This window comes from Mesorhizobium sp. BR1-1-15 (genome assembly GCF_020165475.1).
Lineage (GTDB): Bacteria > Pseudomonadota > Alphaproteobacteria > Rhizobiales > Rhizobiaceae > Mesorhizobium.
Map to the genome: position 1 here is coordinate 16,257 of NZ_JAIUIF010000010.1, position 24,541 is coordinate 40,797.

At 63.5% G+C, this 24,541-nt stretch carries 24 protein-coding genes and 1 riboswitch; of the genes, 13 read left to right on the forward strand and 11 right to left on the reverse strand.

Annotation, left to right across the window (positions count from 1 at the left end):
* Positions 1-4: 4 nt before the first annotated feature.
* Complete coding sequence (locus tag LB541_RS17985; protein WP_140525767.1) at positions 5-1,315, reverse strand: YeaH/YhbH family protein; 1,311 nt, start codon at positions 1,313-1,315, stop codon at positions 5-7.
* A 19-nt stretch (positions 1,316-1,334) separates the two neighbouring features.
* Positions 1,335-3,284 carry a PrkA family serine protein kinase gene (locus tag LB541_RS17990; protein ID WP_140500854.1) on the reverse strand — a complete coding sequence of 650 codons (1,950 nt, stop codon included), beginning with the start codon at positions 3,282-3,284 and terminating at the stop codon, positions 1,335-1,337.
* 341 nt (positions 3,285-3,625) lie between these two features.
* Between LB541_RS17990 and LB541_RS17995 the strand changes: the two genes are divergently transcribed.
* On the forward strand, positions 3,626-4,432 hold the full coding sequence (locus tag LB541_RS17995) for an alpha/beta hydrolase (RefSeq protein WP_224619201.1): 807 nt from the start codon (positions 3,626-3,628) through the stop codon (positions 4,430-4,432).
* A gap of 55 nt (positions 4,433-4,487) precedes the next feature.
* Here the strand turns inward: LB541_RS17995 and LB541_RS18000 are convergent, their stop codons facing one another.
* The gene (locus LB541_RS18000) at positions 4,488-4,790 is read right to left on the reverse strand and encodes a BolA family protein (RefSeq protein WP_140560160.1); all 303 of its coding nucleotides are present in this window, start codon (positions 4,788-4,790) and stop codon (positions 4,488-4,490) included.
* A gap of 183 nt (positions 4,791-4,973) precedes the next feature.
* On the opposite strand from LB541_RS18000, the gene LB541_RS18005 reads away from it, so the two are divergent.
* The 4 genes from LB541_RS18005 (at position 4,974) to LB541_RS18020 (ending at position 9,639) form a co-directional block, all read left to right on the forward strand.
* A complete protein-coding gene (locus LB541_RS18005; protein ID WP_140500760.1) occupies positions 4,974-5,594 on the forward strand; it encodes a J domain-containing protein in 621 nt (206 codons plus the stop codon).
* A 123-nt stretch (positions 5,595-5,717) separates the two neighbouring features.
* Positions 5,718-6,704 (forward strand): cobaltochelatase subunit CobS, encoded by a 987-nt coding sequence (cobS, locus tag LB541_RS18010; RefSeq protein WP_140500761.1) that lies wholly within the window; start codon positions 5,718-5,720, stop codon positions 6,702-6,704.
* 11 nt (positions 6,705-6,715) lie between these two features.
* Positions 6,716-8,614, forward strand: coding sequence for a cobaltochelatase subunit CobT (cobT, locus tag LB541_RS18015; RefSeq protein WP_140513907.1), 1,899 nt, complete (start codon positions 6,716-6,718; stop codon positions 8,612-8,614).
* Positions 8,611-9,639 carry an esterase-like activity of phytase family protein gene (locus LB541_RS18020; RefSeq protein WP_224619203.1) on the forward strand — a complete coding sequence of 343 codons (1,029 nt, stop codon included), beginning with the start codon at positions 8,611-8,613 and terminating at the stop codon, positions 9,637-9,639. Before cobT ends, LB541_RS18020 begins: the two co-directional genes overlap by 4 nt.
* Positions 9,640-9,701: 62 nt before the next feature.
* Here the strand turns inward: LB541_RS18020 and LB541_RS18025 are convergent, their stop codons facing one another.
* The 3 genes from LB541_RS18025 to rpmB form a co-directional block, all read right to left on the reverse strand.
* Positions 9,702-10,406 (reverse strand): spermidine synthase, encoded by a 705-nt coding sequence (locus LB541_RS18025; RefSeq protein WP_224619204.1) that lies wholly within the window; start codon positions 10,404-10,406, stop codon positions 9,702-9,704.
* Positions 10,407-10,409: 3 nt separating this feature from the next.
* The gene (locus tag LB541_RS18030; protein WP_140500765.1) at positions 10,410-11,093 is read right to left on the reverse strand and encodes a queuosine precursor transporter; all 684 of its coding nucleotides are present in this window, start codon (positions 11,091-11,093) and stop codon (positions 10,410-10,412) included.
* Between the two features lie 163 nt (positions 11,094-11,256).
* The gene (rpmB, locus tag LB541_RS18035; RefSeq protein WP_140500766.1) at positions 11,257-11,553 is read right to left on the reverse strand and encodes a 50S ribosomal protein L28; all 297 of its coding nucleotides are present in this window, start codon (positions 11,551-11,553) and stop codon (positions 11,257-11,259) included.
* A gap of 251 nt (positions 11,554-11,804) precedes the next feature.
* Here rpmB and LB541_RS18040 point away from each other — a divergent pair, with 251 nt between their 5' ends.
* The 3 genes from LB541_RS18040 to LB541_RS18050 are packed head-to-tail and all read left to right on the forward strand — an operon-like array spanning position 11,805 to position 14,206.
* Entirely contained in the window at positions 11,805-12,593 is a 789-nt protein-coding gene (locus LB541_RS18040) for a DUF3108 domain-containing protein (RefSeq protein WP_224619207.1), read from the forward strand.
* Positions 12,594-12,620: 27 nt separating this feature from the next.
* Entirely contained in the window at positions 12,621-13,535 is a 915-nt protein-coding gene (locus tag LB541_RS18045) for a DMT family transporter (protein WP_224619209.1), read from the forward strand.
* Positions 13,532-14,206 carry a lysoplasmalogenase family protein gene (locus tag LB541_RS18050; RefSeq protein WP_224619211.1) on the forward strand — a complete coding sequence of 225 codons (675 nt, stop codon included), beginning with the start codon at positions 13,532-13,534 and terminating at the stop codon, positions 14,204-14,206. Before LB541_RS18045 ends, LB541_RS18050 begins: the two co-directional genes overlap by 4 nt.
* A gap of 15 nt (positions 14,207-14,221) precedes the next feature.
* Here the strand turns inward: LB541_RS18050 and LB541_RS18055 are convergent, their stop codons facing one another.
* On the reverse strand, positions 14,222-14,662 hold the full coding sequence (locus LB541_RS18055; protein ID WP_140500770.1) for a cupin domain-containing protein: 441 nt from the start codon (positions 14,660-14,662) through the stop codon (positions 14,222-14,224).
* Between the two features lie 23 nt (positions 14,663-14,685).
* Positions 14,686-15,453: a hydroxyacylglutathione hydrolase gene (gene gloB, locus LB541_RS18060; protein WP_224619213.1), complete on the reverse strand. Its 768-nt coding sequence runs from the start codon at positions 15,451-15,453 to the stop codon at positions 14,686-14,688.
* A 153-nt stretch (positions 15,454-15,606) separates the two neighbouring features.
* Between gloB and LB541_RS18065 the strand changes: the two genes are divergently transcribed.
* The 3 genes from LB541_RS18065 to LB541_RS18075 all read left to right on the forward strand — a co-directional run bounded on the left by LB541_RS18065 (position 15,607) and on the right by LB541_RS18075 (position 19,267).
* Positions 15,607-16,395 (forward strand): class I SAM-dependent methyltransferase, encoded by a 789-nt coding sequence (locus LB541_RS18065; protein ID WP_140565863.1) that lies wholly within the window; start codon positions 15,607-15,609, stop codon positions 16,393-16,395.
* 139 nt (positions 16,396-16,534) lie between these two features.
* Entirely contained in the window at positions 16,535-18,358 is a 1,824-nt protein-coding gene (locus LB541_RS18070) for an ABC transporter ATP-binding protein/permease (RefSeq protein WP_224619214.1), read from the forward strand.
* Between the two features lie 105 nt (positions 18,359-18,463).
* A complete protein-coding gene (locus LB541_RS18075) occupies positions 18,464-19,267 on the forward strand; it encodes a DUF1194 domain-containing protein (protein WP_224619215.1) in 804 nt (267 codons plus the stop codon).
* Between the two features lie 111 nt (positions 19,268-19,378).
* Here LB541_RS18075 and metW read toward each other — a convergent pair whose 3' ends face one another.
* Both metW and metX read right to left on the reverse strand, forming a co-directional pair.
* Positions 19,379-19,993 (reverse strand): methionine biosynthesis protein MetW, encoded by a 615-nt coding sequence (gene metW, locus LB541_RS18080; protein ID WP_140500775.1) that lies wholly within the window; start codon positions 19,991-19,993, stop codon positions 19,379-19,381.
* 58 nt (positions 19,994-20,051) lie between these two features.
* Complete coding sequence (metX, locus tag LB541_RS18085) at positions 20,052-21,221, reverse strand: homoserine O-acetyltransferase MetX (protein ID WP_224619216.1); 1,170 nt, start codon at positions 21,219-21,221, stop codon at positions 20,052-20,054.
* A 120-nt stretch (positions 21,222-21,341) separates the two neighbouring features.
* Positions 21,342-21,419, reverse strand: a riboswitch (SAM riboswitch).
* A gap of 135 nt (positions 21,420-21,554) precedes the next feature.
* Between metX and hisC the strand changes: the two genes are divergently transcribed.
* Positions 21,555-22,664, forward strand: a complete 1,110-nt coding sequence (gene hisC, locus LB541_RS18090) for a histidinol-phosphate transaminase (protein WP_224619217.1) — start codon at positions 21,555-21,557, stop codon at positions 22,662-22,664.
* A gap of 6 nt (positions 22,665-22,670) precedes the next feature.
* Positions 22,671-23,606, forward strand: a complete 936-nt coding sequence (locus LB541_RS18095) for a prephenate/arogenate dehydrogenase family protein (RefSeq protein ID WP_224619218.1) — start codon at positions 22,671-22,673, stop codon at positions 23,604-23,606.
* Here the strand turns inward: LB541_RS18095 and LB541_RS18100 are convergent.
* Positions 23,603-24,532: a sugar kinase gene (locus tag LB541_RS18100; RefSeq protein WP_224619219.1), complete on the reverse strand. Its 930-nt coding sequence runs from the start codon at positions 24,530-24,532 to the stop codon at positions 23,603-23,605. The two genes, LB541_RS18095 and LB541_RS18100, sit on opposite strands and share 4 nt — an antisense overlap.
* Positions 24,533-24,541 lie beyond the last annotated feature (9 nt).

Genomic DNA, 24,541 nt, shown 5'->3' on the forward strand with positions numbered 1-24,541 from the left:
CCCCTTACGCGCTCTTGGCCATAGCCGGCTGCCTGGCGAAAAGCTGGCGAAATACCGGGTAGATATCGGCCGGAGCGGCGATGCGCCTCATCTGGAAGTTCGGCCATTTTTGCTCGACGGCGCTATAGGCGCGCCAGAGCGAGGTGCCATTTTCGGTCGAGCCGAAAATATGACTTTCGCGTTCGTCGATGATCTCCACATAGGCGAAATACTGGCACAGGCGCATGAGCTTGCCATGGAGCAGTTCTATGCAGCGCTGCGAGTCGGTGGCGAAATTGTCACCGTCCGAAGCCTGGGCGGCATAGATGTTCCACTCCGTGGCCGGATAGCGTTGTTCTATGATGCGTTGCATTTCCTCCAGCGCGGTGGAAACGACCGTGCCTCCGCTTTGCGTGCAGTAGAAGAATGTCTCTTCGTCCACCTCCTGGGCCTCGTGCGTGTGGCGGATGAAGACGATCTCCGTGCGCTCATAGCGTCGGGTCAGGAACAGGTGCAGCAGAACGAAGAAGCGCTTGGCCAAATCCTTCTCGCGCTCGCCCATCGACCCGGAGACGTCCATCAGGCAGAACATGACGGCGCTGGCATTCGGCACCGGCTGCGGGTCGAAGCGATTGAAGCGGATGTCGACGGGATCGACAAAGGCAATACGCTTTCGGCGGCGCTCCAGCCGCTCGAGTTCCTCCCGCAAAGTCAAGATGCGTTCGCGGGTCGCGGCGTTTGGCGGCTTCGATTCCAGTTTGGCGAGCTGCCGGAGGATCGCATCCAGCTCCGGCTGCTTGGGGCGCCCAAGCGCGATACGGCGGGCGTGGCTGTTTCGCATCGTGCGCCCGACATTAATGTTGGTCGGTGATCCTGTTGCCGCGAAACCTGCCCGCCTTGGCTTGAATGCGAGTATCTGCTTGAGATTGAGCTTGACCAGATCCGGCAGTTCGAGATCCTCGAAAAAGAGGTCGAGAACTTCCTCGCGCGAAAGCACGAAGCGAAAGTCGTCCTCGGATGCCGTGTTTCCCGGCGACGAGGAACCTGCGCCGCCCTGCCCGGGTTTGGGCACCAGGTCACCGGGAATGAACGTCCTGTTTCCTGGCAGGATGTGCTGGCGCCGGCCACTGTCCCTGGCATCGCTGAAGGTCGGTTCGCTGGTGCCTCTGTGAGGCATGGGCACGGCATGCCCGCTGTCCACATCGGCGATCCGGCCCGTCCTTATCTGGTCACGGATGCTCCGCTTGAGTTCTTCCCGCGCGCGCCTGAGAAAGCGCTGGCGATTGCCCAGGTTCTTGTCCTTCGGATTGAGGCGGCGGTCGATGAAGATCGGCATGGAACCATCCGGGCTTTTCTCAGCCCGCCTTGTTCACGCGCATGTACCAGTCGACCAGCCGCCGTACCTGCCGCTCGGTGTAGCCGCGTTGCACCATGCGCTGCACGAATTCATTGTGCCGCTTTTCCGTGACGCTGTCCTGCTTGGAGCCGAAACTGATCACCGGCAGAAGATCTTCGACCTGGCCGAACATGCGCTTCTCGATGACCTCGCGCAGCTTTTCGTAGCTTGTCCATGACGGGTTGCGGCCGTGGTTGCGTGCCCGGGCACGCAGCGTGAACTTGACCACTTCGTTGCGGAAATCCTTGGGGTTGGCGATGCCGGCCGGTTTTTCGACCTGCGACAACTCCTTGTCCAATATCTCGCGATTGAGGATCTGGCCCGTATCGGGATCCTTGTAGTCCTGATCTTCGATCCAGGCATCGGCATAGGCGATGTAGCGGTCGAATAGGTTCTGGCCATACTCGCTGTATGATTCCAGATAGGCCTTCTGGATCTCGTGGCCGATGAACTCGGCATAGCGCGTCGCCAGTTCCGACTTGATGAATTCGAGATAGCTCGCTTCCGTCTCCTTTGGGAACTGCTCGCGCTTGATCGCCTCTTCCAGGATGTACATCAGGTGCACGGGATCCGCCGCGACCTCGTTGGTGTCGTAGTTGAATGTCTGCGACAGGATCTTGAAGGCGAAGCGCGTGCTTACGCCGGTCATGCCCTCGTCGACGCCGGCGGCGTCGCGATATTCCTGAACCGACTTGGCCCGGGGGTCGACCTCCTTGAGGTTTTCGCCGTCATAGGCGCGCATCTTGGTGTAGAGCGGCGAATTGTCGTGCTCGGCAAGACGGGTCGAGACCGTGAACCGGCTGAGAATATCCAGCACTTCAGGTGCGCAGGGGCTGCCGGCCAGCTCGCTCTCGCGCAACAGTTTCTCGTAAATATGCCTCTCCTCGGTGATCCGAAGGCAATACGGCACCTTGACCACGAGGATGCGGTCGAGAAAGGCCTCGTTGTTCTTGTTGTTCTTGAACTGTTGCCATTCCGATTCGTTGGAATGGGCGACGATGATGCCCTGATAGGGGAATGCGCCGAAATTCTCGGTGCCGTTGTAGCTGCCTTCCTGGGTCGCCGTCAGCAGCGGATGCAGGACCTTGATGGGCGCCTTGAACATCTCGACGAATTCGAGCAGGCCTTGCGTGGTCCGGTTCAGCCCGCCGCTGTAGGAATAAGCGTCCGGATCGGACTGGCTGAAATCCTCCAATTGCCTGATGTCGACCTTGCCAACCAGAGCCGAGACATCCTGATTGTTCTCGTCGCCAGGCTCAGTCTTGGCTATAGCGATCTGGCGCAGCCGCGAGGGCATCAACTTCACCACGCTGAATTTGGAAATGTCGCCAGACAATTCATCAAGCCGCTTGGCCGCCCAGGGCGAGATAATGCCGTTGAGGCGACGCCGGGCTATGCCGTATTTGTCCTCCAGCAGGTCGCCCATGCGATCGGGATGGAACAGGCCGAGCGGCGATTCGAAAATCGGACTGATCTGATTGCCGGCCTTGAGCGTGTAGATCGGGCGTTCCTCCATCAGTTTCTTCAGCCGTTCGGCCAGGGAGGACTTGCCGCCGCCGACAGGGCCGAGGAGATAGAGGATCTGCTTGCGCTCCTCGAGCCCCTGCGACGCATAGCGGAAATAGCCGGCGATGCGTTCGATCGTATCCTCCATTCCGTAGAAATCGGAGAAGGTGGGATACACCTTGACCGTGCGGTTGGAGAAAATGCGGCCGAGCCGCTCGTCCTTGCTGGTGTCGACCAGGTTCGGCTCGCCGATTGCCTCGACCATCCGTTCCGGCGCCGAGGCATACATTGACTTGTCTTCCCGGCAGGCAAGGAGATACTGCTGGAGGCTTATTTCCTCCTGGCCCGCGTTTGCATAAATCTCCGAAAACAGATCGAAGACGTCGGACTGGTTCTCACCCATGATGGTTGCCCTCAGAGCCATTCTGGCTGCCGCCCGGCTCATCTCATTCAACTACCGGGATGCATTGTGGTTCCCTCCACATTGGAGAGAGAGCGTGTATCTGCATCGAACTTGGACAGCACACAGTTACAATGCTCGTCTGATATCTCAGGTGGTGATGGCCAGAGGAGACCGTCAAGGGCAAATATCGATTTCGTGAACCGAACGGCAAAGCGAGTGCATTGATGCGGCTGGTACGGTGTTGAATCAGATCGTTGAGCACTCCCAAGTCTAACGGGATGCTCGTGGTGCGTGCGGGCATTCCTCGTCTACATATCGGGCCCAATGATCGGGAGATTGCGATGATCGATCGACGAAGCCTTATTCTGGTCTCCGCGGCGGCGATGTTGCCATTGGGCACATCGGTCGCATGGGGCCAGCGCCAACCCGTGCCGACAACCTTCGATTACGGGCCGGCCAAGCTCGATATCTATGCGCCGGATGGCGCACGCGGATTGCCGGTCGTCTTCTTCGTCCATGGCGGCGCCTGGCGCTCCGGCAAGCGCTCGCAGGTCAACGCGAAGCCGGCCTTCCTGCTCGCCAACGGGTTTTGCCTGGTCTCCATCGACTATCGCATGCTGCCCGAAGCGGAGGTCGCCACCCAGGCCGACGATGTCGAAAAGGCCTATGCCTATGTCCGCGCCAACATTGCCCGGCATGGCGGCGATGCCAGGCGGATCGTGGCCATGGGCCATTCGGCCGGTTGCCACCTCGTTGCGCTGACCGGCATGCGTGGCGGTCTACCGGGTGTCGCCGCGCTGCTTCTCGACGACACCAGGGCCTATGACCTCACCGCGCTTTCCAGGAATGGCGGCATGGCGGGGGCCTATGCGCGGGCCTTCCCCGATCCCGCGCAATGGGCGGCGTTGTCGCCGGCCAGTTATGTAGACTGCCACAAGCACCCGCCGACCTTCATCGCCTACTCAGGCGCTTCGGGCCGGGACGGGGACTCCAAGGTGTTCGCCGAGCGCTTGCGCGCCACCGGCACCAAGGTGACGCTGTTCGACGGCAGCGCCTATACGCACATGTCGATCAACCGCGATTTCGGCGAGGATGGCGACGCCTTGACCGGGGCGGCACTGGCATTCCTGAAATCGGCGGTCGGGTGATTGCGGCATCGAAACGGAGCTCTGAACGTCACCGCGAGGAGCGAGGAGGACCGGCCTACCAGCGCGTCTTTTCGCCGGGAGCCGCCGGTTCGATCGCCAGCGCGTGCAGGCCAGCCTTCAATTCGTCGGCCAAAAGCGCGTTGACCGCGCGGTGGCGCTCGATGCGGCTCATGCCGGCAAAATCCTGCGAAACAATGCGGACGCGGAAATGCGTCTCGCCGGTGCCGTCGAACGTAGCCTGGTGGCCGGATTCCACATGATGATGGCCGGCGTGCAGATGGCTTTCGTTGATGACGACCAGCCGCTCCGGCGAAAATGCCTTGCTCAACTTGTCTTCCATGGTTGCCTGTATGGACATTGCCGTCTCCCTTCACCACATATCGCCAGCGGGATCGCGGAAGCCGAACCGACTTCGTTGCATGCCGCGCTTCAACAAAATCGGTCCTCCGCCTGCTTTATGCCGCGATTCAGCGGTTAGGGCGATCATCGCGAAAATGTCAATTCTTGTTTCGCATCTGCGAACGCCCCATAAATGGGTTAGATGAAGCCGTATCCCAAATATTTCGAGAAGATCCGCATCCGCCAGGAGAAGGACGCGGAGCTGAAGTCGCACGCGCCGATCTGCCAGTGGGATGGCTGCAAGGAGGCGGGCACCCATCGCGCTCCGGTCGGGCGCATGAAGGAGGGCGAGTATTTCCGCTTCTGCTTCGACCATGTGCGCGAGTACAACAAGGGTTTCAACTATTTTTCCGGCGTTCCGGACACCGAGGTCGCCCGTTTCCAGAAGGAGGCGATGACCGGCCATCGGCCGACCTGGAAGATGGGCGTCAACGGCGCCTCGACGCGCTCGTCTCCCGATATGGCGCAGATGCGCTCCGGCCGCGCCGGCTACTACAACCGGATGCGCGACCCGTTCGACCTGTTCAAGGGGCCGAAGGATCCCCGGGAGGTGCGCGAGCGCAAGGCCAAGCCGCTTGAGGCCAAGGCGCTGGAAACGCTTGGCCTTGATACAAAGGCGACTGGCAAGGAGATCAAGGCGCGCTATAAGGAACTGGTGAAGCGTCACCATCCGGATGCGAATGGCGGCGACAGAGGTTCGGAAGACCGGTTCCGCGATGTGCTCCAGGCCTATCGCGTGCTCAAGCAGGCGGGTTTGTGCTGAGCGACCCAACGGTTCGTGTCGTTTTCCAACTTTCATAAGGGTGGAAAAGGCTCTAAGACCGCCCCCGGAGAAAATCGATTGCCGGCGAAATCAGTCGTTTCGCCCGTGGAGACGTGGATAGAGATGAACAAGGTCGATCGCGACATCGCCAACCTGCCCGACACCACGGTGTCGGTGAAGGACAAATTCGGCTTCGACTCCAAGATGGTGGTGCCGGCCTATTCGGTCACCAGCGAACATGTGCCCGACATCGATCCCGACTATCTTTTCGACAAGGCGACGACGATGGCGATCCTCGCCGGCTTCGCCTACAACCGGCGCGTCATGGTCTCGGGCTATCACGGCACCGGCAAATCGACCCATATCGAGCAGGTCGCGGCCCGCCTCAACTGGCCTTGCGTGCGCGTCAATCTCGACAGCCATGTCAGCCGCATCGACCTCGTCGGCAAGGACGCGATCGTGGTCAAGGACGGCTTGCAGATCACCGAATTCCGCGACGGCATTCTGCCCTGGGCCTACCAGCACAATGTGGCGCTGTGCTTCGACGAATATGACGCCGGCCGTCCGGACGTGATGTTCGTCATCCAGCGCGTGCTGGAATCGTCTGGTCGGCTGACGCTGCTCGACCAGAGCCGCGTCATCCGTCCGCATCCGGCGTTCCGGCTGTTCTCGACCGCCAACACGGTCGGGTTGGGCGACACCACCGGCCTCTATCACGGCACCCAGCAGATCAACCAGGCGCAGATGGACCGCTGGTCGATCGTCACCACGCTGAACTACCTGCCGCACGACAATGAGGTGAATATCGTGCTGGCCAAGGCCAAGCACTATCGCGACGGCAAGGGCAAGGACATCGTCAACAAGATGGTGCGCGTCGCAGACATGACGCGCTCGGCCTTCATCAATGGCGATCTGTCGACCGTGATGAGCCCGCGTACCGTCATCACCTGGGCGGAGAATGCCGAGATCTTCGGCAATATCGGCATGGCGTTCCGGCTGACCTTCCTCAACAAATGCGACGAACTGGAGCGCTCGGTGGTGGCCGAGTTCTACCAGCGCGCCTTCGGCGAGGATCTGCCGGAGAGCGCCGCCAATGTGGTGCTGGGCTAAGCAGAGCCTCGATGGCGGGTCCGGGCGACAATACGCGCAACAAGTCGAAGACGGGCTCTGAAGCCGACAGCTTCAAGCGCGCCGTCACCGTCTGCATGCGCGCCATCGCCGGCGACAAGGAGCTGGAAGTCGGCTTCGCCAAGGACCGCCCGGCGCTCGCCGGCAGCCGCGCCCGGCTGCCGGAATTGCCCAAGAAAGCGTCCAAGGCCGACATAGCCATCACCCGCGGCCTCGGCGATTCCATGGCGCTCAAGCGCGCCTGCCATGACGTGCGCATCCACAGCAGACTGGCGCCGGAAGGCAAGGCGGCCCGCGCCATCTACGACGCGGTCGAACAGGCGCGCGTCGAGGCGATCGGCAGCCGCGCCATGCAAGGGGTCGCCGACAATATAGGCTCGATGCTGGAGGACAAATACGCCAAGGCCAATCTCGTCGACGTCAAGGATAAGGCCGACGCCCCGATCGAGGAGGCGCTGGCGCTGATGGTGCGCGAGAAGCTGACCGGCCGGCCGATTCCCAAGAGCGGCGAGCGGCTGGTCGAGCTCTGGCGCCCCTGGGTCGAGGAAAAGGCCAGCGCCGACCTCGACGGGCTGTCGTCCAAGCTCGACGACCAGCAGGCCTTCGCCCGCGTCGTGCGTGAAATGCTAGCCTCCATGGAAATGGCCGAGGAACTCGGCGACGAGCAAGAGACCGAAGACTCGGAGGACAATGACGATAACCAGCCGCAAGGCGAGGAACAGAGCGAGGAAGGCGGCGAGGACGATTCCGGCTCCGAACAGTCGCAGTCCGAGGATGCCGAGGCTTCCTCTGACGACGAGCAGTCGGCCGAGACCGAAGCCTCCGACGCCACTGCCGACGATTTGTCCGACGACGACGATGCCGATGCCGAGACGCCCGGTGAGGCGCGCCGCAACGACAACCCTTTCACCAACCTTCCGAAGGAGATCGATTACAAGGTCTTCACGTCAGCTTTCGACGAGACGGTGGGGGCGGAGGAGCTTTGCGAGGAAGAAGAGCTCGACCGGCTGCGCGCCTTTCTCGACAAGCAACTCGCCAACCTGTCCGGCGTCGTCGGCCGGCTGGCCAACCGTTTGCAGCGCCGCCTGATGGCGCAGCAGAACCGGTCGTGGGATTTCGACCTGGAGGAGGGCTATCTCGATCCGGCACGGTTGGTGCGCGTCGTCATCGATCCGATGCAGCCGCTGTCTTTCAAGCAGGAGCGCGACACCAAATTCCGCGACACGGTGGTGACGCTGGTGCTCGACAATTCGGGTTCCATGCGCGGCCGGCCGATCACCGTGGCCGCCACCTGCGCCGACATTCTGGCGCGCACGCTGGAACGCTGCGGCGTTTCGGTCGAGATTCTGGGCTTCACCACGCGCGCCTGGAAAGGCGGGCAGGCCCGCGAGAAGTGGCTGAAGGACGGCAAGCCGCCGAATCCGGGCCGGCTGAACGACCTGCGCCACATCATCTACAAGTCGGCCGACCATCCCTGGCGGCGGGCACGGCGCAATCTCGGCCTGATGATGCGCGAAGGCCTGCTCAAGGAAAACATCGATGGCGAGGCGCTGCTGTGGGCGCATAACCGGCTGATCGCCCGGCCAGAGCAGCGCAAGATCCTGATGATGATCTCCGACGGCGCGCCGGTCGACGATTCGACGCTGTCGGTCAATCCGGGCAATTATCTCGAGCGCCATCTGCGCGCCGTCATCGAGCTGATCGAGACGCGCTCGCCGGTCGAGCTGCTTGCCATCGGCATCGGCCATGACGTTACCCGCTATTACCGGCGCGCCGTCACCATTGTCGATGCCGAGGAACTGGCCGGCGCCATGACCGAGCAATTGGCTTCGCTGTTCGCCGAGGAAAGCGCACGCGATACGCGGCGCGGCGGCATGCGGCGCGCCGGATGATCTTTTCGCACGGCGGATTTCGGCAAGCGCTTTTCGCCGCCGTCGCCCTGTTTGCCGGTGCAGCCCCGGTGCCATCCAGTTCGGCCGGCGCGACCTCGGTTGAACCGGTCGAGGTCTCGGCCCGCCCGATCACCGAATTCCGTATAGGCCGTGCCGACAAGCAATTCGGTCCGCTCGAATTCGTCGGCGGGCTGGAAATGACGTCGCCGTCGCGCGATTTCGGCGCCCTGTCGGCCTTCCGTTTCCTGAAAGGCGGTCGCGACTTCGTCGGCGTCGCCGATACCGGATTCTGGTTCTTCGGCACCGTGACCCATGATGCGGACAAGCGCCCGTCAGGCATCCGGCACTTCCGCATGGAACAGATGGTCGATGCATCGGGCCAGCCGATCGACGAGAAATCGGAAGTCGATGCCGAGGGGCTTTCCGTCAAGGACGGCATTGCCACCGTGGGTTTCGAGCGCAACCATCGCGTCGCCCAGTTCAAAATTGGCCGCGACGATATGAAGGCGCCGTTCAGGCAGATGGATTTCCTGGTTCCGGCATGGGAGCTGCGCCGGAACCGAGGCTTCGAGACGGTCACCCACGCCAATGCCAATGGCCGCCACCAAGGCGCCCTGGTCGTGGTGTCGGAAAAGAGCTTGGACAAGGCCGGCAACATCTATGCCGCCATCATCGAAGGTCCGCACAAGGGCGTCTTCACCGTCAAGCGCAACGGCGATTTCGATATCACCGATGGGGCTTTCCTGCCGGATGGCGACCTTCTGCTGCTGGAGCGCAGTTTCACGATGGCAGGAGGCCTCAAGATGCGGCTGCGGCGCATTGATGGCGAGACCGTCGAGAAGGGCGCGGTCGCCGACGGTCCGGTGCTGCTGGAAGCCGATATGGGTTACCAGATCGACAATATGGAAGGGCTCGACGTCTGGAAGCGCGAAGACGGCGCGCTGATGGTGTCGCTGATCTCCGACGACAACCACTCGATCCTGCAGCGCAATCTCTACCTGGAATTCATTTTGCACCAGGACTGATTTGGCGCTCCAACTGCGAAGCTGAAGTTGAAGGTATTCAACGCCGGCTTCGATTTGGTCGACTATTCATCAAATGACGGCGTCCGCTCAGGTCGCGAGCCGTTGGTGGCGATCCAGATGACATGGCGCGCGCCGCGCTTGCCGTTGGCGCGCGTGCTCACCTCCTCGACCGCGAAACCTGCCTGCTTCAGTCGCCGGGTGAAGCCGCTGTCCGGCCCTTGCGACCACACCGCAAGCACGCCGCCAGGCTTCAGTGCGATGCGCGCTGCCGCCAGGCCTTGCAGGCTGTAAAGCGCGTCGTTGGATTTGTGAACGATGCCGTCCGGGCCGTTGTCGACATCTAGCAGGATGGCGTCCCAGGCCGCGGGCCGGGGTCTTATCAACTGCCCGACATCGGCCTCCCGAACGATGACGCGCGGATCGTCGAGGCAGCCACCAAACAGCTCGGCCATCGGCCCTCGTGCCCACGCGACGACCGCCGGCACCAACTCCGCGACAGTGATTTCGGCATTCTCGCCCAACTCGGCGAGAGCGGCGCGCAGCGTAAAACCCATGCCAAGCCCGCCGATCAGCATTCTCGGCTGTCTGCGGCCGGCGATCCTCCGACAGGAGAGCCTGGCCAACGCTTCTTCCGAGCCGCTGAGGCGGCTGTTCATCAACTCGTTGGTGCCCAGCATGATCGAGAATTCGGAACCGCGCCGCTTGAGCCGAAGCTCCTGCGCGCCATCCGGGGTTTTCGCGGAGTCCAGCTGGATCCAGGGAATCACGGCCTAGACCGCAGCAACAGCCGGCTGGCTCCAGCGGGCGGCGAGCAGCCGATAGGGGATCAGTGCCACGACGGCGATGATCAGCTTCACGCTGAGGTCGCCAAGCGCCCAAGAGACCCAACGCATGGCCTCGACCGGCAGCACGCCCATCAGCGGCGCCGTTTCCAGCGCAAAACTGTCGCTTGGGCCAACGAAGGCGAAAGCCGCGGAGAAAGCGACGCTGAAGAACACGACGGTGTCGAACACCGAGCCGACCAGCGTGCCGACGATCGGCGCCCGCCACCAGCTCTGTCGGCGCAGACGGTTGAACACGGTCACGTCTAGCAATTGCGCGGTGAGGAAGGCCGCGCCGGACGCCGCCGCGATGCGCACCAGCCGGTCGGCGGCGGTCTCGAACTCGATGAAACCATGGCGGAACAGGAAGGGCGGCACGAGGACCGAGCAGACCACCGCCGTCATGAAGCCGACAAAGACGATCCGGCGCGCCACGGCAGGCCCGTAGCGGCGGTTGGCAAGGTCCGTGACCAGAAAGGAGAACGGGTAGGTGAAGGCGCCCCAGGTGAGCAGGTCGGCCAGCGACAAGCCGCCGATCCGACCCTGCATCGGGAACTGCACGAGGATATTCGATGCCACGACGACAAGCGCCATGGCGGCCACGAAGGGCAGGTATCGCGAGAAGGAAGTCATTTTTTTATCCTGGGTAATGGAACCAGCGGAGCGTCATGCCGAAACCGGATCGCGCTCGCTTTGTTCGAGCATCGGATTTCCGAAACCGCCTTGCGGACGGCGACCCGATGTCCAAGGCCAACAAGAGGTTGGCCAGGGCGGTTGTCCCCCGCCTGAAGGCAGTTTACGCGGCAGCCTGCTCGGCGAGCTTCTTGGCGATCTGCTTCTTCAAGAGGCGCGCGCGCTGCGACAGCTCCTTGACGTCAGCCTTGGCCAGGAAGGCGTCGAGACCGCCGCGATGCTCGACCGAACGCAGCGCGTTGGCGGAAATGCGCAGGCGCACATTCTGGTTCAGCGCTTCCGAAATCAGCGTCACATTGACGAGGTTCGGCAGGAAGCGACGCTTGGTCTTGTTGTTGGCGTGGCTCACATTGTTGCCGGTCTGGACTGCCTTGGCAGTGAGTTCGCAGGTGCGGGACATGGTTCTAACCTTCAGTTCTCTCGGGGACCTGCCAAACCTTCGTGCCCACGCCGGGTGGCGCGCGGTTCTGGTCAAGCGGCCTTATGGAAAAAGTTGGCATTCCATAGTTGCATTTCGCCCATGCGTCAAGCTCCAGCCTGGCCCAGCGGCATTTCATACTAAGGCCGGAATTCGTCGTATAAGCGGTTCCATAGGGACATGCCAGACCGGAGTTGTCCGCCTCCGGTTGAAATCAAGGATCCGATCGCGCCATGCTTCGCTTGCCCCATGCCCTTGCCGCCGCGCTGGCCGTCGCCTTGCCGTCGGCCGCGACGGCCGCCTCGCCGCAGTCCTTCAGGGGCGAATACACAGTGTCGTTTCTCGGCCTTTCTATCGCGAAATCAAGCTTTTCAAGCCATTATGAGAACGGCGTCTACTCGATCGACGGCAGCGTTTCCGCGGCTGGTCTCGCCAAGCTGTTCGATGACACGCGCGGCACGATCTCGTCCAAGGGTACGATTTCGGGCCAGAAGATGGTGCCGCAGGCGTTCCGCGCGGACTACACTTCCGGCAAGAAAGCCTCCGCCATCGACATTCGTTTTGCCAATGGCAACGTCATCTCGACGACGGTCGTTCCCGCGCCGGAAAAGCGTGACCCCGAGAGTTGGGTGCCGCTCGGCGCCGGCGACCTGGCATCGGTGCTCGATCCGATGGCGGCGACCGTCATCCATGCCGGCAGTCTCGACGAGGTCTGCGGCCGCACGGTGAGGCTCTATGACGGTGAGATGCGCGCCAACCTGACGCTGAGCTACGCTTCAAAAGGGTCGATCTCGGTGCCCGGCTACAAGGGCGACACGGTCACCTGCCGGATGGGTTTCGAGCCGGTGGCGGGCTACCGCAAGGGCCGCAAGGCGCTCAACTACCTCAAGAACAAAAGCCGCATAATGGTGACATTTGCGCCGCTCGGCCAAACCGGGGTATATGCGCCGATCCGCGCGACGGTCGGGACGCAGATCGGCACCTTGACCATCAGCGCCAGGCGTTTCGAAGCAATACAATAAGGCGCCACGCGCGCCGCTGGAGACAGAATGGGGCGCGCGACACTGATCGGCTTTTCGGCCGTCGCCATGTGGGCACTGCTGGCGTTGCTTACGGACGCATCCGGCAAGGTGCCGCCGTTCCTCTTGTCGGCCATCACCTTCTCGATCGGCACCGGGGTCGGGCTTGTCGCGCGCCTTTTCATGCCGGCCGCGGATAGAAGCCAGAAGATACCGCGCCAGGTCTGGGTGATCGGCATTGCCGGCCTTTTCGGCTACCACTTCTTCTACTTCACAGCGCTGCGCAACGCGCCGGCGGTGGAGGCCAGCCTGATCGCCTATCTGTGGCCGCTGCTGATCGTGCTCGGCTCGGCGCTGATGCCGGGCGAGCGGTTGGCCTGGAACCATATCGTGGGCGCGCTGCTCGGCCTTGCCGGCACCGTGCTCATCGTCACCAAGGGCGGCGGCCTCGCCTTCGACGCGCGTTATGCCTTCGGCTACGCCATGGCTGCCGTCTGCGCCGTGCTGTGGTCGTCCTATTCGCTCCTGTCGCGGCGTTTCCCCTCGGTGCCGACCAGCATCGTCACTTGGTTCTGCGCGGCGACCGCGCTGTTGTCGCTTGCCTGCCATCTGGCGCTGGAAGAGACGGTGCTGCCCGCGAGTGCCGGGCAATGGCTTGCCGTGCTCGGGCTCGGCCTGATGCCAGTGGGGGCAGCCTTCTATGCCTGGGATGTCGGGGTCAAGCGCGGCAACATCCAGGTGCTGGGCGCGGCAAGCTATGCCGCGCCGCTCCTGTCGACGCTGGTGTTGATCGCGGCCGGCGTCGCCGAACCGTCGCTGCGCATCCTCGCCGCTTGCGTGCTCATCACCGGCGGCGCTGCCCTGGCGGCAAAATCGCTGTTCCTGCGCAAGCCTGCGGCTGCCGAAGGCGGAGCCGGGGCATCCGAAGGCGGAGCCCGGGCATGACGATGCCGTTTCCGGGCGGCATCGACGGCAACGCCAATGCGACGCTGATCTTTTCCCTGGTGGCGGCGGTTGTCTACGCCTTCACATCAGGCATGGCGCCGACGCTCGCCCGTTCGGCGGCAAAAACGCTCGCCGTGGCCATGCTTGCCGTGCTGGCGGCGATGCAGGGCGGGCCGCTGCTGCTGGTCGCCGCCCTTGCACTGAGCGCCATCGGCGACGCCTTCCTGTCGCGGGATGGCGAAAAGATGTTTCTCGGCGGGCTGGGCAGCTTTCTCGCCGCGCATATCGTCTATGTCGTGCTGTTCCTGCGCAGGGGCGAGGGGCTGGGAGTGCTGGGGGCCGAACCCTGGCGCGCGGCAATCGCACTGGCGATGGCGGTATTCGTTATTCTCATGCTGGCGGCGCTGTGGCGCCGCGTCGGCCCGGCCCTGCGAGCGCCGATCGCGGGCTATGTCGCGGCCATCCTCGCCATGGGCATTTCGGCGCTGACGACGAGCAGTGCCGCTGCTATCGGCGGTGCCGTGCTGTTCATGGCGTCCGACGCGCTGCTGGCCACGGAACGCTTCCTGGCGGCCGCCATTTCGCCACATCGCGCCTGGATGCGTTTGGCGGTCTGGGTGCTTTACTACGCCGCGCAGCTCGTGATCACGCTTGGTTTCCTGCTGCGCTAAGGGTTTCCGGCTGCGTCAGAGCTGTTTAGGCCGCCAACCAGGCTCCGCCAGTTCAAACGCCGCAAAGTCGAAGCCCGGCGCCACGGTGCAGCCGACCAGGGTCCACTCGCCCAGGCTGCGCGCCGATTGCCACCAGCCCGCCGGCACGACGATTTGCGGCCGCTCGCCGGCCGCAAGCTCGATGCCGAGCACCTGCTCGATCACCCGGTTAGCCTTTGGGCCGCCTTCTTCCCATATCGACAGCGCCAGCGGCGCGCCGGCGTAGAAGTGCCAGGCCTCGGCTGCATCCCTGACGCGATGCCAGGCGGAAACCTGGCCCTGCTCCAGCAGAAAATAGATTGCCGTCGAGTGGCCTCGAGCTCCGCCGCCACCGTCGCGAAAGGTTTCCGTGTACCAGCCGCCTTCCGGATGCGGCTTCATGCCAAGGATGACGATGATTTCTGCGGAACTCGTCATGGTTTCGACCAGTGTCGCTTGGCCTAGAAATTATCCTTGCGCTTGCGGATCTCGGCAAAAACCTCGACATCCGACGCCTTCTCCATGCCGAGATGCCTGCGGATTGCCGGATCGTGCCAGCGCAGGAAAGGGTTGGTCGACAATTCCTCGCCGATCGTGGTCGGCAGCGTCGGCTTGTTATCGGCGCGCAGCGCTTCAATTTTTGCCGCGCGTTCCTTCAATGCCGAATTGGTCCGGTCGACGCTCAGCGCGAAACGGGCGTTGGCGAGCGTGTATTCGTGCCCGCAATAGATCACGGTCGCGGCAGGCAGTGCCGCGAGCTTCTTCAGGGATCCATACATCACCGGCGGCTTGCATTCGAACAGCCGCCCGCAACCGAGCGCGAACAGCGTGTCGGCGGTGAACGCCACTTTCGATGCCGGCAGGTGATAGGAGACGTGGCCAGCGGTGTGGCCGGGGGTGGCGATCACTTCGATACGTTCCTCGCCGAGATGCAGGACCGAACCGTCCTCGACCGTGTCGTCAATGCCGGGGATCCTGGCCTTTTCCGCTTCGGGACCGACGATGCGCAGCTTGAAGCGCTGCTTCAGCGCCAGATTGGCCTCGACATGGTCGACATGGTGATGCGTGGTCAGGATCATCGTCGGCGTCCAGCCGGTGCGCTTGACCGCAGCCAGGATCGCCGCTTCTTCCGGCGCATCGATAAGCGCGGTCTGACCGCTTTTGGGATCATGCACCAGCACGCCGAAATTGTCGCTGCGGCACATGAACTGTTCGATTTCGACCGCCATCGCATCTCTCCATCTTTCGCCGCAGACATAGGACGCCGACGCGCGGATGTCATCCCGGAGATGACTAATGTCAGGATGTCATTCGACATCCGGGATCTCGGGACGTCGCGGCCTTTTGTTGAAACCCGCCGATATCGCGGCTACATCCCTGACATGCATTCCGACATCGTCGATCTCCGCTCCTTCTATTCGACAGCGCTCGGTCGCTTCGCCGAGCATTCGATCACCATGGCCTTGTCATCGATATGGGCCACCGTGCCCAATGAGCGGCTTGTCGGGCTCGGCTACACCTTGCCTTGGCTGGAACGGTTCGGCAGCGACGCCGAGCGGGTGTTCGCCTTCATGCCGGCGACGCAGGGCGCCGTGGTCTGGCCGGCGGCGGGACCGACGGCGACGGCTCTGGTTTTCGACGAGGAACTGCCGCTGGTCGATTCCTGCATCGACCGCATGCTGCTCGTGCATTCGCTCGAGCATGTCGAAAACCCGCGCGAAACGCTGAACGAGATCTGGCGCGTGCTGTCGCCGGCCGGCCGGGTGGTCATCGTCGTGCCCAACCGGCGCGGCGTCTGGGCGCGGTTCGAGCACACGCCGTTTGGCAATGGCAGGCCGTTCTCGCGCGGTCAGCTCACCGAGTTGCTGCGCGAGGCGAATTTCACGCCCGCCGCCTGGTCCGACGCCCTGTTCTTTCCGCCATCGCGGCGGCGTTTCATGATGCGCTTCCACAATATGGTGGAGCGCGCCGGCCGGCGGCTGTGGCCGATCTTTTCCGGCGTCATCGTGGTCGAGGCGCAGAAGCGGCTCTATCAGGGCGTGCCGGCCGCCCAGCGCGCTTCCCGACGGGTTTTCGTGCCGGTGCTTTCGCCGCATGCAGCAACGCGGCTCGGCCGGCGAATAGAGACCGGGGCCACGACATCGCCGGGTCCGCGAATGACACCTTCGTGATCATGCCAGAAACTTGCGCCGGACGGCATTTCGCGACCTATCTGTCGCTGACGGGCTCGCAGCCTGGCTGAGTGACCAGTGGCGTCACTACACTTCATCCGGTTTTCAGCACCGCTTTTGAACGCAAGGACTTCAGCTCATGGCCGATTATCCGGACAATGATGCCTCTGCCCGGCCTATCGCTGCGGTCGAAGCTTCGAGCCTGCGTGATCAGGTGGCAACCATCAAGCTGGCGCTTGCCGGGTCGCCGGTCCGCAAAGGGCTACGCTGGGCCTCCATCGGAATGGTTGCCGTCATTGTCGCGACCTCGATCGGCCAGGTTCTGCTCAACCGCTGGAACCAGCCTTTCTACGATGCGCTTGCACGCCGCGACATGCAGGCCTTCCTGCACCAGCTCGCCGTTTTTGCCGCGATTGCCGGTGGGCTTCTTGTGCTCAATGTCGGCCAGACCTGGCTCAATCAGACGATCCGGCTGAAGCTGCGCGAGGCGCTGACGCTCGATCTGATCGATGGATGGATGCGGCCGGCGCGCGCTTTTCGCCTGGCGCATGCAGGCGCCATCGGGGTCAATCCCGACCAGCGCATGCAGCAGGACGCGAGCCATCTTTCCGACCTGTCGACGGATCTTGGCGTTGGCCTGCTGCAATCCCTAATCCTGCTCGCCTCCTTCGTCGGCGTGTTGTGGGAGCTGTCCTCGGGCTTCGTCTTCCATGTCGGCGGGACATCGCTCGCCATACCGGGCTACATGGTGTGGGCGGCCATCCTCTATGCCGGAACGGCTTCCTGGCTGAGCTGGCTGGTCGGACGGCCACTGATCCACCTCAACAGCGACCGCTACACACGCGAGGCGGAGCTGCGTTCCTCGATGGTGCGCGTCAACGAGAACATCGATGCCATCGCGCTCGCCCGAAGCGAGCCCGATGCCAGGCGGCGGCTGGAAACCGACCTGGGCACCGTGCTCGGCGCCATGCGACGCATCTATAACGCCCAGATCAATCTCGCCTGGGTGACGGACACCTATGGCTGGATCACCGTGGTGGCTCCCATCCTGGTCGCTTCGCCGGTCTATTTCGCGGGCGATATCAGCTTCGGCGGACTGATGATGGCGGTCGGCGCCTTCAATCAGGTCCATTCTTCATTGCGTTGGTTCATCAACAATATCGGCAGCATCGCCGATTGGCGCGCGACGCTGATGCGCGTCGCCGATTTCCGCATTGCGCTGGATGAGACCGATGTGCTGCACGGCCAGGAAAGGCGCATCGAATTCGGCGAGAATGCAAACGGCAAGCTGACCTTCGAGAAACTCGAAGTGGCCTCGCCGGAGGGCTGCACGAGGCTCGCCGACCAGCATGTCGAGATCCACGCCGGCGAACGCGTCATGCTCACCGGCGAGCCTGGCGCGGGCAAGACGCTGTTCTTTCGCGCCATTGCCGGCCTGTGGCCGTGGGGGAGCGGGCGCATCGGCATGCCGGCGGGAGAGACGCCCATCTTCGTGCAGCGCACGCCTTACTTCCCAACCGCCACGCTGCGCGAAGTGCTCGACCGCGTGGACGGGGTTGCGCCGGCAAGCGATGCCGATATCTCAGCCGTGCTGGCCGAGATCGGCCTGGAACACCTGTCGTCGTCGCTCGGCCGCAGCGCGCGCTGGGAGCATGAACTGGCCGACGACGAACTGCGCCTGCTGGCCTTTGCCCGCCTCGTGCTGCGCCAACCAAAATGGGTGATCATCGATGAGGCTCTCGATGCCTTCGACGGACCGACACTGCGGCGGGTGTTGTCGATGCTGGAGAAGCGGCTGGGCGGGGCGACGATCCTCAATATAGGCCGCGGCCAGCACAACAATCAATTCTTCCCGCGCGCACTGACCATCGTGAAGGCGTCCGGCGTGCCGGCCCTGAAGCCCGCGCGCATAAGGGCAGGCGCGATCGAGCCGCCGCCGGCCGCTCCTCGCCGCAAGAAATAGCACTTCCGGCATCTATTCGGACCAGCCCGCGCCACGTCAGGTGGCAGCTTTATTTCGCCGTGATCGCGAGGGAAGATCGCACCGGAAACATAGCTTGAGCCGGCCATGCTTGATGCTCTCAGCCTGCTTGCCTGCCTGGCCTGCACCGAGGCCGCCGTGACTGCGCCTGCGCCGGACAGCCTGGCCGTTGATGTCCAACTGGTGCTGGCGGTCGATATCTCATTGTCGATGGACGAGAAGGAGTTCGCCCTGCAGCGCGCCGGCTATGTGGAGGCGCTGCGTCATCCCGACTTCATCAAGGCGGTCCGCGCCGGGAACGCCGGTCGCATCGCGCTCACCTATTTCGAATGGGCCGGCACTGCGCGCGACGACGCGCTCATCGGCTGGCAGGCCATCGACGGCGCTGAGAGCGCCAACGCTTTTGCCGACAAGATTGCAGCCCGCCCGTTCCGCAGCTTCCGCGGCACGTCGATCTCCGGCGCGCTCGCCTTCGGCGCGGGGCTCTTCGACCGCACCGCTTACGAAAGCGAACGCAGCGTCATCGATATTTCCGGTGACGGACCGAACAATATCGGGCCGCCCGTCACCGCCACGCGGGATGCGGCAAACGCCAGAGGCATCGTCATCAACGGCCTGCCGATCCTGATCAATCCATCGCCCACCTTCAGCCACCTCGACCGGTATTACGCCCAGTGCGTCACCGGCGGGCCGGGCTCCTTCGTGCTGCCGATTTATACAGCCGCCGAATTTTCGACGGCAATCCGGCGCAAGCTGATTCTCGAAGTGAGCGGCGTTCAGAACGAGACCAGGATCATTCCCGCCGAAGCCGAGGCTCCGATCGACTGCCTGCAAGGCGAACGCGACAGACGGCTCTTGTCGGATCCGTATTTCCCGGAGCTCGATCGCTGAGCCTTCGCCGGGCTATGCGTTCCAACCTGCTGATGACCTTCCTCGCAGAGATCAGCCTGCAGCTCGACTTCGCCCGAAAAGGGGGTGTCATAGCCACCTCCGGGATGGCCCTTATCGCTTCAACAAGAACACTGCCTGCTGGCCGAAGAAGTTCCAGAACCACCATGGCATCGACAGGCCGATCTTCTGGCCGTTGGCGTCGAGCGCGGTCGCCCTTTCCACGGTCGCGCCAAGCTCCTCGCACAGATTGACGAAGTCGCGGATGGTGCAGAAGTGGATGTTCGGCGTGTCGTACCAGGAATAGGGCAGGTCCTTGGTCACCGGCATGCGGCCCTTGACGAACAGCGACAGGCGCACCCGCCAGTGGCCGAAATTGGGGAAGGAAACGATGGCGTGTTCGCCGATCCTGAGCAGTTCGTCGAGAACGAGCTTCGGGTTGCGGGTCGCCTGCAAGGTCTGCGACAGGACGACGAAATCAAAACCCTTGTCGGGATAGAATTCGAGATCCTTGTCGGCGTCGCCCTGAACGACGGAAAGGCCGCGCGCCACGCATTCGTTGACACCGCGCTGCGACAGCTCCAGTCCGCGGCCGTCGATCTGCTTGGTTTCCTGCAAAAGCTCGAGCAGCGAGCCGTCGCCGGAGCCGACGTCCAGCACCCGCGATTGCGGCGGGATCAGACCGGCGATCACCTCGAGATCGACGCGCTGGGCGCGGTTGACGCTCATGGCTTGCCCCTTGTCGTGGTGCGTGACCCTTGATGGACAGGTCTGCAATTTTGCGGGGTCATGCGCCGAGCCCTCTCGCTCGCGCGGCCGAGCCGATGAAGCCATTGATGGCGGCGAACAGTTCCGGCTCGTCAAGCAGGAAGGCGTCGTGCCCGCGATCGGTCTCGATCTCGACGAAGGACACCGACGCGCCGGCGGCATTCAGCGCATGGACGATCGAGCGGCTCTCCTCGGTCGGAAACAGCCAATCCGAGGTGAACGAAACCAGGCAGAAGCGTGTCTTGGTGCCGGCAAAAGCATCGGCCAGCCTGCCGCCATGGTCGGCGGCGAGGTCGAAATAGTCCATGGACCGCGTCATGTAGAGATAGGAATTGGCGTCGAAGCGGTCGACGAAAGTCATGCCCTGGTGACGCAGATAGCTCTCGATCTGGAAGTCGGCGTCGAAGCCGAAGGTCAGAGCTTCGCGGTCCTGCAGGTTGCGGCCGAACTTCCGGTGCAAGGCGGCTTCCGACAGGTAGGTGATGTGGGCGGCCATGCGCGCCACGGCGAGCCCCTTTTCCGGGCGTTTGCCGTGGTCGAAATACTTGCCGCCATGCCATTCTGGGTCCGCCATCACGGCCTGCCGGCCGACCTCGTGGAAAGCGATGTTCTGCGAGGAATGACGCGCGCCGGTGGCGATCGGCAGCGCCGAGAAAACACGCTCCGGATAGCTCGACGCCCATTGCAGCACCTGCATGCCGCCCATCGACCCGCCGAGCACGCAAAACAGTTTTTCGATGCCGAAATGGTCGATCAGCATCTGCTGGGCACGCACCATGTCGCGGATGGTGATGACCGGAAGGTCGAGCCCATAAGGCTTACCGGTGGCGGGATTGGTGGATGCCGGGCCGGTGGAACCGAGGCAGCCGCCGATGACGTTTGAACAGATGACGAAGAAACGGTTGGTGTCGATGATCTTGCCGGGGCCGATCAGCACTTCCCACCAACCCGGCTTGCCGGTCACTGGATTGGTGCTGGCCACATGCTGGTCGCCGGTCAAAGCGTGGCATACGAGAATGGCGTTGGAACGGGCGTCATTCAGCGTGCCGTAGGTCTGGTGGGCGATCTGGAACGGCGACAGCAGCGTGCCGGCGTCGAGCTTGAGCGGCTTGTCGGCGCCGAAGCGCACGACCGGGCTCGACGGCTGGTCTGCCTCGTTGTTGGTTCTGCCAGCGCGCTGAGCGGCCATCTCGTCTCTCTTGCTGCACCCTTGCCTTTGCGGAAATCGCTACCGATGTCCGCGCCGCCGATGCGTTCGTCCGGCCGGCCGCGGACAATAAAAAACCGGCAATGCCTTCGCAAAGCCGGTTACGTCACGCAAACGGCCCTTTAGCGAATTGTTTAACGTGGCTGCAAGCCGACCGGCCAAATCACCACGGAACTGTTGCTGCCCTTCTAGAACTCACCTGCCCCGCCGTCAATGCCACCTGCTGGCACCACTGCCACCTCTCGACATTGCCGGCCATGGCTTGTATTTCCGCAGCGGCTTCCAGGACGGAAGCGTTCTCGACGGATTTGCGATATGAGCCAGACCCCGGACAAGGCACGTCCAACCCCGCGCGCGGGCATCATGGACATCGAGGCCTATGTGCCGGGCAAGAGCTCGGCCTCCGCCGGGGTGAACAAGGTCCACAAGCTGTCGTCGAACGAAAACCCGCTCGGCCCCTCGCCGAAGGCAATCGAGGCCGCGCGCGAGGTCGCCGCCAAGCTCGACGTCTATCCCGACGGCACCGCCCGGCGCCTGCGCGAAGCAATCGCCGAGGTGCATGGTCTGAACGCACAGAACATCATCTGTTCCAACGGCTCCGACGAGATCCTCGGCCTGCTGGCGCAGACTTATCTCGCGCCCGGCGACGAGGCCATATTCACCGAACACGCCTTCATGGTCTACAAGATCTACATCCAGTCGGCGGGTGCGACGCCTGTCGCGGTCAAGGAGACCCAGGAGCGCGCCGACATCGATGCGATCCTGGCGGCCGTCACGCCACGTACGAAGATCGTGTTCCTCGCCAATCCCAACAATCCAACCGGCACTTACGTGCCGTTCGAGGAGGTGCGCCGCCTGCATGCCGGCCTGCCGAAGAACGTGCTTCTGGTGCTCGATGCCGCCTATGCCGAATATGTCAGGCGCAACGACTATGAGGCCGGCATCGAGCTCGCGGGCAGCTCTCAGAACGTGGTCATGACCCGCACCTTCTCCAAGATCGGACTTGGCGGGGCGCGGATCGGATGGATGTATGGGCCGATGCACATCGTCGACGCGATCAACCGCATACGCGGTCCCTTCAACGTCAATGCGACGGCGATCGAGGCCGGCATCGCCGCCGTCCGCGACCGCGCCCATATCGAGCGCAGCGTCGCGCATAACGAGACCTGGCTGGCCTGGCTGAGCGAACAGATGACCGGGCTCGGGTTGCGGGTGACGCCCAGCGTCGGCAATTTCCTCCTCATTCATTTTCCCGACGACGGCAAGCATTCGGCCGCGGCGGCGGACGATTATCTCACCCAGCGCGGCTACATACTGCGGCGTGTTTCGGGCTATGGCTTTCCCAACGCACTGCGTATGACGGTCGGCACCGAAGAGGCCAATCGCGGCGTTGTCGCGGCACTCACGACATTCCTGAAAAGCTAGAACGCCATGGCATCACCGATGTTCGAAAAGATCGCGCTGGTCGGCATCGGCCTGATCGGCTCGTCGCTGGCCCGCGTCATCCGCCGCGAGGGCCTGGCCGGCCATGTCGCCATCTCGACGCGCAGCGCCGCAACGCTGGCGCGGGCGCAAGAGCTTGGGCTGGGCTCCTCCTACGCCATAGATGCCAAGGAAGCGGTCCGCGATGCCGACCTGGTCGTCGTCTCGGTGCCGGTCGGCTCGTCCGGCGCGGTGGCGCAAGAGATCGCGCCGGCGCTGAAGAGGGGCGCCATCGTCACCGATGTCGGCTCGACCAAGGCTTCCGTGATCGCACAGATGCAGCCGCATATACCCGGTGGGGTGCATTTCATTCCCGGCCATCCGCTGGCCGGCACGGAGAAATCTGGGCCCGATGCCGGTTTCGCCGATCTGTTCGACAACCGCTGGTGCATTTTCACCCCGCTGCCGGACACGGATCCGGACGCGCTGGAAAGGCTTTCCGAATTCTGGCGCCGTTGTGGCGCCAACATCGACACGATGGATCCGCAGCATCACGACATGACGCTGGCCATCGTCTCGCATTTGCCGCACATCATCGCCTACAACATCGTCGGCACCGCCGATGACCTGGAATCGGTGACCAAGACGGAAGTCATCAAATATTCCGCTTCCGGTTTCCGCGACTTCACGCGCCTCGCCGCCTCCGATCCGACCATGTGGCGGGACGTGTGCCTGCACAACAAGGACGCGATCCTGGAAATGCTGGCGCGGTTCTCGGAGGATCTGGCTTTTCTGCAGCGGGCGATCCGCTGGGGCGACGGCGACAAGCTGTTCGACCTGTTCACCCGCACCCGCGCCGTGCGACGCTCGATCATCGAGGCCGGCCAGGACATCGACGTGCCGGATTTCGGTCGCCAGGCGGTCGAGCATCCGGCGAAAAACTAGGCTCCTTCAGGCCAGGTCGCCGCCATCATCGCCAGTGTCTCGGCACGATCGGGCGCGCCCAGCCTGCCGCCGAAGCGCTGGCATTTGAGCGCTGCGGCCGCGCTGGCAAAGCGTAGCGCCTGCTCGATCGGCATGGCTTGCGCCAATCCGGCTGCGAATGCGCCATGAAAGACGTCGCCGGCTGCCAGCGTATCCACCACCTTGACCTTTGGCGCAGCGACGTGGCGTACGCAACCGGCCTGCCTGTCATGCCACCAGGTTCCAGCCCCGCCGGCGGTTACCGCGACGAAAGCGTCGGTGCGCGACGCAAGGTCGGCGCATGCGGCCTGCGGGTCCAGCGCCTGGCCGCAGACGATGCGCGCCGCCGGTTCGGAGGCGACGATGTGCGAGGCGAGCGGCGACAGCCGCTCCAGCACTGCCAATGGCGCGGTGTCGGCATCGAGGATCCCAGGGCGGCGGGCAGCGCGCGCAGCGCTGAGCGCCAGCGCCGCCGCACCCGGCCAGCGCACATCGACCAGCACGGCATCGAAAGCCGTGAGATCGGCGACCGGCAAGCCGTCGGGATCGGCCTGAGCGCGCTGATCGTAGAAAGGCACGATGATGCGCTCGCCATGGCCGTCGACGAGGATCGCGGCCAGCGCCGAGCGCGCTCCGGCAACGCGACGGATGAGGCTGCAATCGACGCCCTCCGCCTCGATGCCTGATATCAACTGGTCGCCGACCTGATCATCGCCGGCGCTCGCCCAAAGCCACACTTCGGCGCCCAGCCGGCGTGCGGCGCAGGCGGCACTCGTGGCCATGCCGGAAGCGATCTGGACGCCATCGGCGGCCATGAACTTGCCCTGATGGATGGGAAGCGCTTCGACGCGAAGAATGGTGTCGAGCGTCAGCGCGCCGACGCTCAGGAGTTTTGCCGGTCTGTCCATTGGGGATGC